The sequence below is a fragment of the Candidatus Binatus sp. genome, from assembly GCF_030646925.1.
Classification (GTDB): Bacteria; Desulfobacterota; Binatia; order Binatales; family Binataceae; genus Binatus.
Genome location: NZ_JAUSKL010000107.1, coordinates 78,588 through 90,908, shown reverse-complemented (window position 1 = coordinate 90,908; position 12,321 = coordinate 78,588). Strand labels below are relative to the sequence as shown.

Here is a 12,321-nt window from a genome sequence, read left to right as displayed (position 1 = left end):
CGGATTTTCCGCTAGCGCATCCGGTACGTAATCCGTCCGCGGGTCAAGTCGTATGGCGACAGCTCGACCGTGACCTTGTCGCCCGCGAGGATCTTGATGTAATGCATCCGCATCTTGCCCGATATGTGCGCCAACACCTTGTGCCCATTATCGAGCGTCACCCGAAACACCGCATTGGGCAGTGCTTCCTGCACCGTTCCCTGAACTTCAATCGCGTCACCCTTAGACATTATCGAGCTCGCTTAGAATTTCCGGCCCGTTGGAGGTAATCGCGATGGAGTGTTCAAAGTGGGCGGATAGTTTACCGTCCGCCGTCACCGCAGTCCAGCCATCGGAAAGTATCTCCAAATCGGGGCTTCCCTCGTTAACCATCGGTTCGATCGCAAGCGCCATCCCCTCTCGCAGCCGCGGATTCGGCATCCCGGCCCGGAAGTAATTCGGCACCTGCGGATCCTCATGCAATCGCCGGCCGATTCCGTGCCCGGCGAAATCAGTCACCACTGAAAAACCTGCCCGCTCGACGGTCTGCTGCACTGCGCGCGCGATATCACCGATTCGATTCCCCGCCCGCGCCTGCGCGATTCCCGCATAGAGCGATTCACGCGTCACCCGGAGCAGCTTCTTCACGTGCTCCGGCACTTCGCCCACTGCGACCGTCCGCGCCGCGTCGCCGTAGAAACCTTCGTACACCACGCCGAAATCGAGCCCGACGATATCGCCCGCCTTCAGCTTCCGGCTCGACGGAATCCCGTGCACGATCTCGTTGTTGATCGAAACGCAGAGAGACTTCGGATAAACCACGTCGCCGGGCTTGTAGCCCTTGAATGCCGGCCGCGCGCCTTTCTTCAGCGTCAGATTCTCCGCCAGGCGATCCAGCTCGTCAGTCGAGATTCCGGGACGCACGGCCGCCACGAGCTCCTCGAGGATCTCCGCGACGATTCTGCTCGCCTTGCGCATCACGGCAATCTCAGCCGGCGTCTTGATCGTGATCATCCTGGTTCAGGCTTTTGGTTCAGGCCTTGCCGCCTGCCTGGCTTGCGGGCGTCACGCCGTCGAGCGCCGCCACAATTCGTTTCTCGACTTCTTCGGTGCGTCCTACTCCATCGACCTGCGCGAGCAATCCGAGCCGCCGATAATGGTCGAGCAGCGGACGCGTATTCGTTTCGTAAACTTTGAGCCGCTCGCGGACGGTAGCCTCGGCGTCATCGGCGCGCTGGTAAAGTTCGCCGCCGCATTTGTCGCAGACTCCGGCAGCCTTCGACGGCTCGAACTTCACATGATACATCGCGTTGCAGTCCTTGCACGTGCGCCGGCCCGAGATCCGCTGCACGATCTCTTCATCCGGCACAATCACTGCCACTACTTTGTCGATCCGATGAGTGCGGCCGATCATTCCGGCCAGCGCTTCCGCCTGCGCGACGCTGCGCGGAAATCCGTCGAGGATAAATCCCGCGGCCGCATCGCGATTGGTCAAACGCTCGGCTACCAGCTTCAGCACCAGTTCATCGGGCACCAACTGCCCGCGATCCATAAAGCCTTGGGCTTCGAGTCCGCGTTCGCCGCCGTCCCGCACCGCTGCCCGCAGCAAGTCCCCGCTCGCGATTTGCGGTATATTCCACCGCTCTCCGAGCGACCGCGCCTGCGTTCCCTTGCCCGCACCCGGCGGACCCAGCAAGATCAATCGCACCGCTACGCTCGCCTCCGCGATTTCTTCCGGCGCGTCCCGCCCGGACCCATGATGCATTCGTAGTTGCGCGTGATGAGATGCGTCTCGATCTGCGCGATCGTATCGATCGACACGCCAACCACGATCAGCAGTGCGGTACCGCCAAAGTAGAACGGCACGTTGAAGCGCTGGATCAGGATCGTCGGCAGCACGCAGACCGCGCTCACGTAAACCGCGCCGCCAAGCGTGATTCGCGACAGAACCTTGTCGATATAGTCCGCGGTGAAGCGCCCCGGCCTGATCCCCGGGATAAAGCCGCCATACTTTTTCAGATTGTCGGCGACGTCGATCGGATTGAAAGTAACCGCAGTATAGAAGTAACAGAAGAAAACAATCAACGCGACGTAAACCAGGTCGTAGTAAACGCCGCCCGGCGTCAGGTACGACGAATACGGTTTCAGGAACGGCACGAAGGTCGCCAGCGTCGCCGGAAAAACCAGGATCGATGACGCGAAAATCGGCGGGATCACTCCCGACGTGTTGATCTTCAGCGGCAGATGAGAACTCTGCCCGCCGTAAACCCGCCGCCCAACCACTCGCCGCGCATACTGGATCGGAATCCGGCGCTGCGCCGTCTCGATATACACGATTCCGAAAATTACGCCGCCCGCGACCAACAGGATGAAGAGCAACAAAAAGATGCTCATCTCACCTTCGCGCACGAACTGCGTTGTGGTGCCGAGCGCGCTTGGCAAGCGCGCAATGATGCCCGCCATGATGATCAGCGAGATGCCGTTGCCGACGCCGCGCTCGGTAATCTGCTCGCCGATCCACATCAGGAACATCGTGCCCGCGGTCACAGTGAGCACCGTCATCACTTCGAAGCCAATCCCGGGATTGTAAACGACCGAGCCGCCGCCGGGCGCCTGAATCTTTTCGAGCGAGACCGCGATCATGAAGCCCTGGATCAGCGCGAGGCCGACCGTGCCGAAGCGCGTGTACTGCGTGATCTTGCGGCGCCCCGCCTCGCCTTCCTTGTACAGTTCGTCGAGATACGGCGACGCGACCTTCAGCAAATCGAGGATGATGGCGACCGATATATACGGCATGATCCCGAGCGCCAGCACCGAGAAGCGCTCGAGCGCGCCGCCCGAGAAAAGATTGATCCAGCCGAACAGCGTGCCCTTTGCCGCATCGAAGAAGGACGCCAGCGCCTGTCCGTCGATCCCGGGCGTCGGCACCGCCACCCCGATTCGATACACGGCCAGCATCATGGCCGTGAAAACCAGCCGTCGGCGCAACTCCGGGATGCGCGAGGCGTTTGAAAACCCATCCAGCATCTAGCTATTGACGGTGGGCGTTACCAGCTCCGCAGTACCGCCCGAGGCGGTGATTTTCTCGCGCGCGCTTTTCGAGAACGCATCGGCGCGCACGGTCAGTCGATGCTTCAGTTCGCCGTCCCCCAGCACCTTCACCTTGAGTCCGCGCGGAATCAGGCCGCGCCCCGCGAGCGCCGCGCTATCGACGGTCGCGCCGTCTTCGAAGTCAGCGAGGCGGCCGAGATTTACGATCGCGAATTCGTCGCGTCGCGCCTGATTCTTGAGCGTCCGGCGAAATCCCTGCTTCGGCAAGCGCCGCTGCAACGGCATCTGCCCGCCTTCGTAACTCGGCGGCGTATTGCCATGCGAGCGCGAGCCGAGTCCCTTATGCCCGCGGCCGGCGGTCTTGCCGTGTCCCGAGCCGATTCCGCGTCCGACGCGGCGTTTGCGATGAGTCGAGCCGCGCGCCGGCTTTAAATCCTTGAGATTCATTTTTTCAGTACAGTTCCTTTTTCAGCACAGTTCCTCGATCACCTGGGCAACCCGATCGCTTATTTCGGGACAGTTACTCGATCGCTCCAACGTCTAGATCGCTTCGATCCTCGATCCCATCAGATCCGACGCAGTTCAGTCTTTTACCTCGACCACCAGATGCTTCAGCTTGTTGATCATCCCGATCACCGACGGCGTCCGTTCGAGTTCGCTCTCGCTGCCGATTTTGTGCAGGCCGAGTCCCTTCACGGTCTCACGCACGCGCTGCTTGGTGCCGATCGGGCTTCGTACCAGCTTGACGCGGATTTTATCGGCCATCGTAATTACCTCAAGTCACTTATGCGGCGATCGTCAAGCGGCGGCTTCGGGTTGATTGGGCGCCCGGCCGCGCAGCTTCGAGATATCGTCCGGGCTGCGCAGTTCCGCCAATGCTTCGAGCGTCGCGCGAACCAGGTTGTGCGGATTCGAGGAGCCCAGCCGTTTGGTCAATATGTTGCGGATTCCCGCGAGCTCGACCACCGCGCGCACGCCGCCCGCCGCGATCACTCCGGTGCCTTCCGCCGCCGGCCGCAGCACCACGCGTCCCGCGCCGAAACGCCCCACCACTTCATGCGGTATCGTCCCGTTCTGCAGCGGCACGCGCACGAGGCTCTTCTTGGCGCGATCGACGCCCTTCCGAATCGCTTCCGGCACTTCATTGGCCTTGCCGAGGCCGAAGCCGACCAGCCCATTGTGATCGCCCGCCACCACCAGCGCGCTGAAGCTGAAGCGGCGTCCGCCCTTCACCACTTTCGCGACGCGGTTGATATGGACGACCTTCTCCTTGATCTCGAGGCCCTGCGGATCGATCCGCTGCGCCACGGTCCCTTCCCGAAACGTTCGCTGCCTGCCGTTCAAAATTTTAGCCCCGCTTCGCGCGCCGCATCGGCCAGCGCCTTGACGCGGCCGTGGTAAAGAAATCCGTTGCGATCGAACACCACGCTCTGAATCCCGCTCTCGAGGCATCGCGCCGCGATCGCCTTGCCGACTGCCTTGGCCGCTTCCACGTTGCGCTTGCTCTTGAGTCCTTCGCCGACTCCGGCAGTGGCCGTCGAAGCCGCCGCCAGCGTCCGTCCGCTCTGATCCGAAATCACCTGGACGTAAATATGATGCAGCGACCTGAACACCGAGAGCCGCGGACGCTCATCGTTGCCGATCGCCTTGCGGCGCACACGCCCCTGCCGAAGCTTGCGTTTTTCCGATCTCTCGATAGCCATAAATCGCAACTAACCTTTTGAAACGGCTCTACGACGAAGTCGATCCCGCCGCCGCCTTGCCGGCCTTGCGCCGAATCGTCTCGTTCGAATACTTGATTCCCTTGCCCTTATAAGGCTCCGGCGGCCGAAGCTCGCGAATCTGCGCCGCGACGGTGCCGAGCAACTGGCGGTCTGCGCTCTCGAGCGTTACCGTCACCAGTTTCTCGACCTTGGCCGTCACCCCGGGAGGTAACTGATAGACAATCGGATGCGAATAGCCGAGCGTCAGATTGACCTGCGCGCCCTTCGCCTCCGCGCGGTAGCCGACGCCGTTGATTTCGAGCACCCGCTTGAATCCCTTGCCCACGCCCTCGACCATGTTCGCGATCAGCTTGCGCATCAGGCCGTGCACCGCGCGATCGTTGCCGGTATCGCCCGGCCGCCGCACCACGATCTGCCCGTCGGTGATTTCCACCTTGAAGCCGGGCTGCACCTTAAGCTCGAGCTTGCCCTTCGGCCCTTCGACCTTGAGCATGTCGCCCGTGAGCGTCGCCTTGACGCTCTTGTCGAGCGGAATCGGTAATTTGCCTATTCGGGACATCGGGATACTGCTGCTCCGCTGCTTCGCTCTACCAGACCCTGCACAAGATCTCGCCGCCGACTTTTTTGCGCCGCGCCTCGCGCCCGGTCATCACGCCGAGCGGCGTCGATACAATCTGCACGCCCATCGCGCCGCGCACCTTGCCGATTTCGTCGATTCCCGCGTAGCGCCGCCGGCTCGGCTTGCTCACCCGCGTGATTCCCCGGATTACCGGTTCGCGCGCAGTCGAATAGCGCAGCTTCAGCGCGAGCATCTTCTTCGGCACTTCGCCGCCCACTTCGATGCCGCCGATAAAGCCCTCGGCCAGCAACACGCGGCAAATCGCCTCGCGGAGCCGCGAATGAGGCAGCGTCAGGTCGTTGTATCGCGCGCGCATCGCGTTGCGGATACGCGTCAAGAGTTCTGCTATCGGATCAGTCTGCGACATTTATAAATCTCTTTCGATCGGTCTCGCTCGATCGGTCTCTCGCCTGCGCCTCGCTACCAACTCGCCTTGATCACGCCGGGCAACTTGCCATCGAGCGCCAGCTTGCGGAGACAAAGCCGGCACATCTTGAAGCGCCGATAGTAGGCGCGCGCGCGTCCGCACAGCGGGCATCGATTGTAGGCGCGCACGTTGAACTTGGGCTTGCGCGTAGCTTTCACTCTGAGGCAAGTCTTCGCCATTAATTTCTATTCCTTAAGCGGTCGCCTGCGCCGCCGCGCCTTCGGCCGGGACTACTTTCTGCGCGGCGCCCTCTTTCTCCGGACCGCCGCGCAGCGGCATCCCGAGCGCGCGGAGCAGCGTCTGCCCTTCGTAGTCGCTGCGCGCGCTGGTCGTGATCGAAATCGTCAGCCCCTTCACCTTCTCGACCTTGTCGAGATTGAGCTCCGGGAAAATCGTATGCTCCCGCAGCCCGAGCGAGTAATTGCCGCGGCCGTCGCATGCCTTCTCGCTGACGCCGCGGAAATCGCGCACGCGCGGCAGCGAGTTATTCACCAGCCGATCGAAAAATTCCCACATCCGGTCGCGCCGCAGCGTGACCATCACGCCGATCGGCATCCCCTGCCGGAGCTTGAAATTCGATATCGCCTTGCGCGCGCGGGTTAAAACCGGTTTCTGTCCCGTGATCACGCGGAGCTCTTCGAGCGCCGCATCGAGAATCTTCACGTTGTCGCGCGCTTCCTGCAGCGCCATGTTGATCGTGATCTTTTTTAGCCGCGGCACGCGCATCCGGTTTTCGATCTTAAGCTCGCGCATCAGGACCGGCGCGATCTCCTGGTCGAACCGGAGCCGGAGCCGCGCGGGCAGCGGTTGTTCCGGCGGCAGCGGCTCGGCAGCCGCGGCCTTCGCATCCGCGGAGGCCTGCTTCTGCTGCGCTTGCCGGGCTTTGCCTTCGCGCTTGGCCTTGGCCGCCTGATCGGTTTTGGCCGCCTGCTCGCTCTTCGCCGCCTGCTCCGCCTTGTCCGGCTTTTCTTTCTTGTCGGCCATATCAGTCGTTACCTATCGCCTCGCCGCAGCGGCGGCAAACGCGGCTTTTGGCACCGTCAGCCGCAGCCTTGACGCCAACCCTCACCGGCGCGTTGCAGCGATCGCAAAAGATCATCACGTTCGAGATGTCCAGCGCGGCTTCTTTATCGACGATTCCGCCCGGACTCGCCGCGCCGCGCGCCTTGCTGTGGCGCTTGACCATGTTGAGCCGCTCGACCACCACCCGTCCGCGCTCCGGAATCACGCGCATCACCTTGCCGGTCTTGCCGCGATCGCGCCCCGCGACGACCATCACCATGTCGTTCTTCTTGATCTTGTATTTCACTTTGGCCGTGCGCTTCGCCTGAGCCATCAGATCACCTCGGGCGCCAGCGAGATGATTTTCAAAAACTTTTTCGCGCGCAGCTCGCGCGCCACCGGCCCGAAGATACGCGTGCCGACCGGCTCGTGATCCTTGTCGAGCAGCACCGCCGAGTTGCCGTCGAAGCGGATATAGCTGCCGTCGCCGCGGCTGATCTCTTTGGCCGTTCGCACGATCACCGCCCGCGACACGTCGCCCTTCTTCACCTTCGCGTTGGGAATCGCCTCTTTGACCGCCACCACGATTATGTCGCCGACGCTCGCGTAGCGCCGCTTCGATCCGCCGAGCACCTTGATACACATCACCTTGCGCGCGCCCGAATTATCGGCGACGTCGAGCACTGTCTGCACCTGCACCATCGCGCTTTACCCCGCCGCCTTTTTGAGCACGCGGCTTACGCGCCAGCGCTTGTTTTTCGACAGCGGCCGCGCTTCGATAATCAGCACCCGGTCGCCCTCTTTGCACTCGGCGCGCTCGTCATGCGCCATCAGGCGCGTGCTGCGGCGGACCCGCTTGCCGTAAAGTTTATGCTCGACCAGCCGGTCCACCCGGACCACGACCGTCTTGGTCATCTTGGCCGAGACTACTGTGCCTTCGCGCCGCTTGATTAGTTCACGCATTGCCGGCCTTCTTTTCGTCTCTCTCCGATTCGCCCGCCGCGCGCGATTTCTCGCCGAGCAGCGTCACGATTCGCGCCAACTCGCGCCGCGCGCGGCGGTAAGTCGCGTGATTATCTAGTTGATTGGTGCGCAGCTTGAGCTTGAGGCGGAAAATTTCCTCGCGCGCCTCGCGTTCCTTGACGCCCAAGTCGGCCGCGCTCATCTGTCTAAGATCGCTAAGCTCCAAGTGCCCCTTCCTCGCGTTCGACGACGATCGTCTTGATTGGCAGCTTATGCGCCGCAAGCCGCATCGCCTCGCGCGCCGTCACGCGATCGACGCCTTCCATCTCGAACAAAATCCGCCCCGGCCTCACGCAAGCGACCCATCCCTCGGGCGAGCCCTTGCCCTTGCCCATGCGGGTTTCAGCCGGCTTCTTGGTGTATGGCTTATCCGGGAACACGCGAATCCAGACGCGGCCACCGCGCTTGATATGCCGCGTCAGCGCGATTCGGGCCGCTTCGAGCGCACGCGCATCGACGCGCGCCGTCTCGGTCGCCTTCAGTCCGAAATCGCCAAACGCAAGCCAGGTGCCGCGCGACTCGGCGCCGGTCACGCGGCCTTTCATCATCTTGCGCCATTTAACTTTTTTGGGTTGCATCATGACGGATTAACTATTGCGCCGACGCCGGCGCTCCCGATCGCTTCGCGTCCGCTTCTCGCCGGGTCAGCACCTCGCCGCGGAAAATCCAGACCTTCACCCCGATTTGACCATAGGTCGTGCGCGCTTCCGCAAATCCGTACGCGACGTCTGCGCGGAGCGTCTGCAGCGGCACCCGCCCTTCCCGGTACCATTCCTGCCGCGCGATTTCCGCGCCGCCCAGGCGTCCCGCGACGTGCACCTTGACGCCCTGCGCACCCATCCGCATCGCGCGCGTGACCGCTTCCTTCATCGCGCGCCGAAACGCCACGCGACGCTCGAGCTGCAGCGCGATATTCTCCGCCACCAGTTGCGGATCAAGGTCCGGGCGCCGCACCTCGTGGATATTGATAAACGAGTCGCGCCCCTTCATCAGCTTCTGGATATCGAGCTTCAGCTTGTCGATCTCGGCGCCCTTCTTGCCGATCACGATTCCCGGCCGCGCCGTGTAAATGTTGATCTTGGCCTTGTTGGCCATCCGCTCGATTTCGATTTTTGAAATCCCGGCGTGATAGAGCCGCTTCTTGATAAAGGCGCGGAGCTTCAAATCTTCGTGCAGCAGCTTCGCGTAGTCGTGACTCGCGTACCAGCGCGAATCCCAACTCTCGATTATCCCGAGCCGCATCCCGCGCGGATGTGATTTCTGTCCCATTTGAGCCCTCAGGACGCCTCTTCGTCCACGATCACCGTAAGATGACTCGTGCGCTTGTGGATCGGCGTCGAATGCATATGCGCCCGCATGATCGATCGTTTCCAGGTCGGCCCGGTGTCCGCCGTCGCCCGCTTCACGAATAGCTTGTCCTCATCGACATTTAGCTGATCGCGCGCATTGGCCACCGCCGCGAGCAGCGTCTTCGATACGAATTTCGCACCCTTCTTGGGCGTGAATTCCAGAATCGACAACGCATGATCGACCCGCTTGCCCGCGATCAGCTCGCAGATAAGCTTGAGCTTGCGCGGCGAGATCCTGATAAATCGGCTTCGCGATAATGCTTCCATGATGCTTAAATCCCGGCTTCCCCGGCCTGTCTTTACTCCGATCTATCTTCCCGGCGGCGCCGACGCTTGCTTGACTTCGCCCTTACGATCGCCCGCGTGTCCATGAAAAGTCCGCGTCGGCGCGAATTCGCCGAGCTTGTGCCCGACCATATTCTCCGTGCAGTACACCGGGATGAACTTATGCCCGTTATGCACCGCGAATGTCAGCGCGATCATGTCCGGCGTGATCATCGAGCGGCGCGACCACGTCTTGATAATCCGCTTGTCGTTGGTCGCGGTCGCCACGGCGACTTTCTTCAGCACGTGGCCATCGACGAACGGTCCTTTTTTTAACGATCTCGCCATATTCCTAATGCTTCCCGCGCGGCCGCTTGCTCACGATATAGCGATCCGACGGCTGCTTCTTGCGCGTTTTGTAGCCCTTGGCCGGCTGTCCCCATGGCGACTGCGGATGATTCCCCTTCGAGCGTCCTTCGCCGCCGCCATGCGGATGATCGACCGGATTCATCGCGACGCCGCGCACGTGTCCGCGCTTGCCGAGCCAGCGCGAGCGACCGGCCTTGCCGATCGAAATATTTTCGTGATCGAGATTTCCGACCTGGCCGATCGTGGCGCGGCATTCCGCCTGCACCATCCGCTGCTCGCCCGACGGCAGCTTGAGCAGCGCCATCTTGCCCTCTTTCGCCATCAACTGCGCCTGCGTGCCGGCGCCGCGCGCGAGTTGCGCGCCCGCCCCCGGCTTCATCTCGATCGCATGCACGATCGTGCCGACCGGAATATGGCGCAGCTTGAGCGCGTTGCCGGGCTTGATATCTGCACTCTCGCCCGATTCAACCTTGTCGCCGACTTTGAGTCCGTCCGGCGCCAGGATGTAGGTCTTCACGCCGTCGGGATAATGCAGCAGCGCGATATTCGCCGACCGATTCGGATCGTATTCGAGCGCTGCGACGACCGCTGCAATCCCGTCCTTAATTCGCTTGAAATCGATCAGCCGAAGGCGCCGCTTATGGCCGCCCCCGCGATGACGCGACGTCATCCGTCCGCGATTATTGCGTCCGCCGGTCCGCTTGACCGGTACGAGCAAACTCTTCTCCGGCTCTTTTTTCGTGAGCCCTGAGAAATCCGCAATCTGCATGAAGCGCTGGCCGGGTGTGCGCGGATTTAATTGTATGACTGCCATTTTATTTTCGCTGCTTCGCTATTCGCGTGCTTACTCGTTCGCCGTCCGCCCGTTCGGGAGTATCACCCGCTCTTGTCGGCGGCCCCTTCTATAGCCCCTCGAAAAATTCGATCTTGTCGCCCTCTTTGAGCGTGACATAGGCCTTCTTCCAGTTCATCTGCCGGCCTTTCTTGAGTCCCTTGCGCCGCTCCTTGCCGAGAAAATTCATGGTGCGCACTTTGACCACGCTGACCTTGAACAACTGCTCGATCGCAACCCGAATCTGGTCCTTGCTCGCATGCTCACGCACGCGGAACAGCACCTGGCCCGCCTTTTCATTCGCGAAGGTGCCTTTCTCCGTGATGATTGGCGCGAGAATCAGATTCTCCGGGCTCATTTCGCTTCTCCCGTAAAGCGCGCTTCGATCGCTTTCGCGGTTTTGGTCGTCATCACCAGTTCGTCGTAATTGAGCACGTCGTAAACGTTCAGCCCCGCCAGCGCGAGCACCTTATGCGCCGCCAGGTTGCGCGCCGCGCGAAAAAAACTCACGTCGTCTTCTCCGACCACGATCAGCGCGTGCTTGACGCCCATCTTGTCGAGCGCCGCTTTCGCCGCCTTGGTCTTCGCTTCAGCCAAATCGAGCGACTCGACGATCAATAGCTTGCCATTGCGCGCGCGATCCGAGATCGCCATGCAGAGCGCCTTGCGCCATGCCTTCTTCGGCATCTTGTACGAATAGTCGCGCGGCTGCGGCCCGAAGATCGTTCCGCCATGCCGCCAAATCGGCGATCGCGTCGATCCCGCACGCGCCCGGCCAGTGCCCTTCTGCCGCCACGGCTTGCGTCCGCCGCCCGAAATCAGCCCTTTGGTCTTGGTCGAGGCCGTCCCCGCCCGCCGATTCGCGAGCTGCATCCGCACCGCTTCGTGCAGAAGCGAGACGTCGCCTTCGCGCCCGAACACTACGCCCGCGACTTCCAGTTCGCCGACCTGTTCATGCGCCGCCGAATAAAGCGGTATCTTCACCGGCGCTAAATTTTCGCTCTGCTTAGGCATTGGCCGCCACCTTCGCACTCGAACGCCGCCGCGGCCGCGCCGCATGATAGACGACGACCAATGCGCCGTCGGGTCCCGGCACCGCGCCCGAGATCACGACCGCATTGTCCTCCGGCAGCAACTCGATCACCTCGAGATTCAGGACCGTGGCGGTCTCGTTGCCCATCTGTCCCGCCATCCTGAGTCCCTTGCGCACGCGCCCCGGATACGACCGGTTGCCGATCGATCCGCCGTGGCGGAAATATTCGTGGGTGCCGTGCGAGCCCGGGAAGCCTGAAAAATGATGCCGCTTGATTACGCCTGCGTAGCCATGCCCTTTCGAGGTCGCGGTGACGTCGACCTGATCGCCGACTTTGAAAACGTCGCCCGCCGCGATCGCCAGCCCGAGCGCCAGTTCGCCTTCGCCGCGCCGCTCGAATTCGAGCGACTTGATTCCCGCCGCGACGCCGCTCTTCGCGAAATGTCCACGCTCGCCGCCGGTCACCCGCGTGAGTTTCTTCTTGCCGAAGGTCACCTGGATCGCGTCGTAGCCGTCGGTCGGCTCGGTCTTCAACTGGGTGACCGTGCACGGCCCGAGAGTCACGACCGTCGCCGCGCGCACGCGTCCCGACGCGTCGGTCATCTGCGTCATCCCGATTTTCTTGCCTATTAATCCGGTCAGCATCGCA

24 protein-coding genes are annotated in these 12,321 nt (G+C 62.1%); all 24 read right to left on the bottom strand.

The window, feature by feature from the left end; all coding sequences use genetic code 11:
• Window positions 1-11 precede the first annotated feature (11 nt).
• The gene (gene infA, locus Q7S58_RS18855) at window positions 12-230 is read right to left on the bottom strand and encodes a translation initiation factor IF-1 (protein WP_304829624.1); all 219 of its coding nucleotides are present in this window, start codon (window positions 228-230) and stop codon (window positions 12-14) included.
• Entirely contained in the window at window positions 223-993 is a 771-nt protein-coding gene (gene map, locus Q7S58_RS18850) for a type I methionyl aminopeptidase (RefSeq protein ID WP_304829621.1), read from the bottom strand. Before map ends, infA begins: the two co-directional genes overlap by 8 nt.
• 19 nt (window positions 994-1,012) lie before the next feature.
• Entirely contained in the window at window positions 1,013-1,687 is a 675-nt protein-coding gene (locus tag Q7S58_RS18845; protein WP_304829618.1) for an adenylate kinase, read from the bottom strand.
• A gap of 2 nt (window positions 1,688-1,689) precedes the next feature.
• Entirely contained in the window at window positions 1,690-3,006 is a 1,317-nt protein-coding gene (secY, locus tag Q7S58_RS18840; RefSeq protein WP_304829615.1) for a preprotein translocase subunit SecY, read from the bottom strand.
• Entirely contained in the window at window positions 3,007-3,477 is a 471-nt protein-coding gene (gene rplO, locus Q7S58_RS18835) for a 50S ribosomal protein L15 (protein WP_304829611.1), read from the bottom strand.
• 135 nt (window positions 3,478-3,612) lie between these two features.
• Window positions 3,613-3,795, bottom strand: coding sequence for a 50S ribosomal protein L30 (gene rpmD / locus Q7S58_RS18830; RefSeq protein WP_304829608.1), 183 nt, complete (start codon window positions 3,793-3,795; stop codon window positions 3,613-3,615).
• A gap of 33 nt (window positions 3,796-3,828) precedes the next feature.
• Window positions 3,829-4,338, bottom strand: coding sequence for a 30S ribosomal protein S5 (gene rpsE, locus Q7S58_RS18825; RefSeq protein ID WP_304829605.1), 510 nt, complete (start codon window positions 4,336-4,338; stop codon window positions 3,829-3,831).
• Between the two features lie 32 nt (window positions 4,339-4,370).
• Window positions 4,371-4,733, bottom strand: a complete 363-nt coding sequence (rplR, locus tag Q7S58_RS18820) for a 50S ribosomal protein L18 (RefSeq protein ID WP_304829602.1) — start codon at window positions 4,731-4,733, stop codon at window positions 4,371-4,373.
• Between the two features lie 28 nt (window positions 4,734-4,761).
• Window positions 4,762-5,313: a 50S ribosomal protein L6 gene (rplF, locus tag Q7S58_RS18815; protein ID WP_304829599.1), complete on the bottom strand. Its 552-nt coding sequence runs from the start codon at window positions 5,311-5,313 to the stop codon at window positions 4,762-4,764.
• Window positions 5,314-5,341: 28 nt separating this feature from the next.
• Window positions 5,342-5,740, bottom strand: a complete 399-nt coding sequence (gene rpsH, locus Q7S58_RS18810; protein ID WP_304829596.1) for a 30S ribosomal protein S8 — start codon at window positions 5,738-5,740, stop codon at window positions 5,342-5,344.
• Between the two features lie 53 nt (window positions 5,741-5,793).
• Window positions 5,794-5,979 carry a type Z 30S ribosomal protein S14 gene (locus tag Q7S58_RS18805; RefSeq protein ID WP_304829593.1) on the bottom strand — a complete coding sequence of 62 codons (186 nt, stop codon included), beginning with the start codon at window positions 5,977-5,979 and terminating at the stop codon, window positions 5,794-5,796.
• Window positions 5,980-5,992: 13 nt separating this feature from the next.
• On the bottom strand, window positions 5,993-6,604 hold the full coding sequence (gene rplE / locus Q7S58_RS18800) for a 50S ribosomal protein L5 (RefSeq protein WP_370655551.1): 612 nt from the start codon (window positions 6,602-6,604) through the stop codon (window positions 5,993-5,995).
• 181 nt (window positions 6,605-6,785) lie between these two features.
• Window positions 6,786-7,136, bottom strand: a complete 351-nt coding sequence (rplX, locus tag Q7S58_RS18795; protein ID WP_304829590.1) for a 50S ribosomal protein L24 — start codon at window positions 7,134-7,136, stop codon at window positions 6,786-6,788.
• Window positions 7,136-7,504: a 50S ribosomal protein L14 gene (gene rplN, locus Q7S58_RS18790; RefSeq protein ID WP_304829588.1), complete on the bottom strand. Its 369-nt coding sequence runs from the start codon at window positions 7,502-7,504 to the stop codon at window positions 7,136-7,138. The genes rplX and rplN overlap by 1 nt, the downstream gene beginning before the upstream one ends.
• Before the next feature lie 6 nt (window positions 7,505-7,510).
• Window positions 7,511-7,765 (bottom strand): 30S ribosomal protein S17, encoded by a 255-nt coding sequence (gene rpsQ / locus Q7S58_RS18785; protein ID WP_304829585.1) that lies wholly within the window; start codon window positions 7,763-7,765, stop codon window positions 7,511-7,513.
• Window positions 7,758-7,967: a 50S ribosomal protein L29 gene (rpmC, locus tag Q7S58_RS18780; RefSeq protein ID WP_370655547.1), complete on the bottom strand. Its 210-nt coding sequence runs from the start codon at window positions 7,965-7,967 to the stop codon at window positions 7,758-7,760. Before rpmC ends, rpsQ begins: the two co-directional genes overlap by 8 nt.
• 13 nt (window positions 7,968-7,980) lie before the next feature.
• The gene (gene rplP / locus Q7S58_RS18775) at window positions 7,981-8,406 is read right to left on the bottom strand and encodes a 50S ribosomal protein L16 (RefSeq protein ID WP_304829579.1); all 426 of its coding nucleotides are present in this window, start codon (window positions 8,404-8,406) and stop codon (window positions 7,981-7,983) included.
• 10 nt (window positions 8,407-8,416) lie between these two features.
• Entirely contained in the window at window positions 8,417-9,094 is a 678-nt protein-coding gene (gene rpsC, locus Q7S58_RS18770) for a 30S ribosomal protein S3 (RefSeq protein WP_304829576.1), read from the bottom strand.
• A gap of 8 nt (window positions 9,095-9,102) precedes the next feature.
• Window positions 9,103-9,441, bottom strand: coding sequence for a 50S ribosomal protein L22 (gene rplV, locus Q7S58_RS18765; RefSeq protein ID WP_304829573.1), 339 nt, complete (start codon window positions 9,439-9,441; stop codon window positions 9,103-9,105).
• Between the two features lie 42 nt (window positions 9,442-9,483).
• Window positions 9,484-9,786, bottom strand: coding sequence for a 30S ribosomal protein S19 (gene rpsS / locus Q7S58_RS18760; protein WP_304829569.1), 303 nt, complete (start codon window positions 9,784-9,786; stop codon window positions 9,484-9,486).
• A 4-nt stretch (window positions 9,787-9,790) separates the two neighbouring features.
• Entirely contained in the window at window positions 9,791-10,621 is an 831-nt protein-coding gene (gene rplB, locus Q7S58_RS18755) for a 50S ribosomal protein L2 (protein WP_304829566.1), read from the bottom strand.
• 88 nt (window positions 10,622-10,709) lie between these two features.
• Entirely contained in the window at window positions 10,710-10,997 is a 288-nt protein-coding gene (gene rplW / locus Q7S58_RS18750) for a 50S ribosomal protein L23 (protein WP_304829563.1), read from the bottom strand.
• Complete coding sequence (gene rplD / locus Q7S58_RS18745) at window positions 10,994-11,653, bottom strand: 50S ribosomal protein L4 (RefSeq protein ID WP_304829560.1); 660 nt, start codon at window positions 11,651-11,653, stop codon at window positions 10,994-10,996. Before rplD ends, rplW begins: the two co-directional genes overlap by 4 nt.
• Window positions 11,646-12,317 carry a 50S ribosomal protein L3 gene (gene rplC / locus Q7S58_RS18740; protein ID WP_304829557.1) on the bottom strand — a complete coding sequence of 224 codons (672 nt, stop codon included), beginning with the start codon at window positions 12,315-12,317 and terminating at the stop codon, window positions 11,646-11,648. The genes rplD and rplC overlap by 8 nt, the downstream gene beginning before the upstream one ends.
• Between the last annotated feature and the right edge of the window lie 4 nt (window positions 12,318-12,321).

Excerpts from the sequence above, each read along its gene's own strand:
- infA (WP_304829624.1), bottom strand. The coding sequence starts at position 230 with ATGTCTAAGGGTGACGCGATTGAAGTTCAGGGAACGGTGCAGGAAGCA.
- secY (WP_304829615.1), bottom strand. The coding sequence starts at position 3,006 with ATGCTGGATGGGTTTTCAAACGCCTCGCGCATCCCGGAGTTGCGCCGA.
- rpmC (WP_370655547.1), bottom strand. The coding sequence starts at position 7,967 with ATGAGCGCGGCCGACTTGGGCGTCAAGGAACGCGAGGCGCGCGAGGAA.
- rplR (WP_304829602.1), bottom strand. The coding sequence starts at position 4,733 with ATGGCTATCGAGAGATCGGAAAAACGCAAGCTTCGGCAGGGGCGTGTG.
- rplP (WP_304829579.1), bottom strand. The coding sequence starts at position 8,406 with ATGATGCAACCCAAAAAAGTTAAATGGCGCAAGATGATGAAAGGCCGC.
- rplC (WP_304829557.1), bottom strand. The coding sequence starts at position 12,317 with ATGCTGACCGGATTAATAGGCAAGAAAATCGGGATGACGCAGATGACC.
- rpsH (WP_304829596.1), bottom strand. The coding sequence starts at position 5,740 with ATGTCGCAGACTGATCCGATAGCAGAACTCTTGACGCGTATCCGCAAC.
- rpmD (WP_304829608.1), bottom strand. The coding sequence starts at position 3,795 with ATGGCCGATAAAATCCGCGTCAAGCTGGTACGAAGCCCGATCGGCACC.
- rplV (WP_304829573.1), bottom strand. The coding sequence starts at position 9,441 with ATGGAAGCATTATCGCGAAGCCGATTTATCAGGATCTCGCCGCGCAAG.
- rplB (WP_304829566.1), bottom strand. The coding sequence starts at position 10,621 with ATGGCAGTCATACAATTAAATCCGCGCACACCCGGCCAGCGCTTCATG.
- rplN (WP_304829588.1), bottom strand. The coding sequence starts at position 7,504 with ATGGTGCAGGTGCAGACAGTGCTCGACGTCGCCGATAATTCGGGCGCG.
- rpsQ (WP_304829585.1), bottom strand. The coding sequence starts at position 7,765 with ATGCGTGAACTAATCAAGCGGCGCGAAGGCACAGTAGTCTCGGCCAAG.
- rplX (WP_304829590.1), bottom strand. The coding sequence starts at position 7,136 with ATGGCTCAGGCGAAGCGCACGGCCAAAGTGAAATACAAGATCAAGAAG.
- Q7S58_RS18805 (WP_304829593.1), bottom strand. The coding sequence starts at position 5,979 with ATGGCGAAGACTTGCCTCAGAGTGAAAGCTACGCGCAAGCCCAAGTTC.
- rplF (WP_304829599.1), bottom strand. The coding sequence starts at position 5,313 with ATGTCCCGAATAGGCAAATTACCGATTCCGCTCGACAAGAGCGTCAAG.
- rpsC (WP_304829576.1), bottom strand. The coding sequence starts at position 9,094 with ATGGGACAGAAATCACATCCGCGCGGGATGCGGCTCGGGATAATCGAG.
- map (WP_304829621.1), bottom strand. The coding sequence starts at position 993 with ATGATCACGATCAAGACGCCGGCTGAGATTGCCGTGATGCGCAAGGCG.
- rplW (WP_304829563.1), bottom strand. The coding sequence starts at position 10,997 with ATGAGCCCGGAGAATCTGATTCTCGCGCCAATCATCACGGAGAAAGGC.
- rpsS (WP_304829569.1), bottom strand. The coding sequence starts at position 9,786 with ATGGCGAGATCGTTAAAAAAAGGACCGTTCGTCGATGGCCACGTGCTG.
- rplO (WP_304829611.1), bottom strand. The coding sequence starts at position 3,477 with ATGAATCTCAAGGATTTAAAGCCGGCGCGCGGCTCGACTCATCGCAAA.
- rplD (WP_304829560.1), bottom strand. The coding sequence starts at position 11,653 with ATGCCTAAGCAGAGCGAAAATTTAGCGCCGGTGAAGATACCGCTTTAT.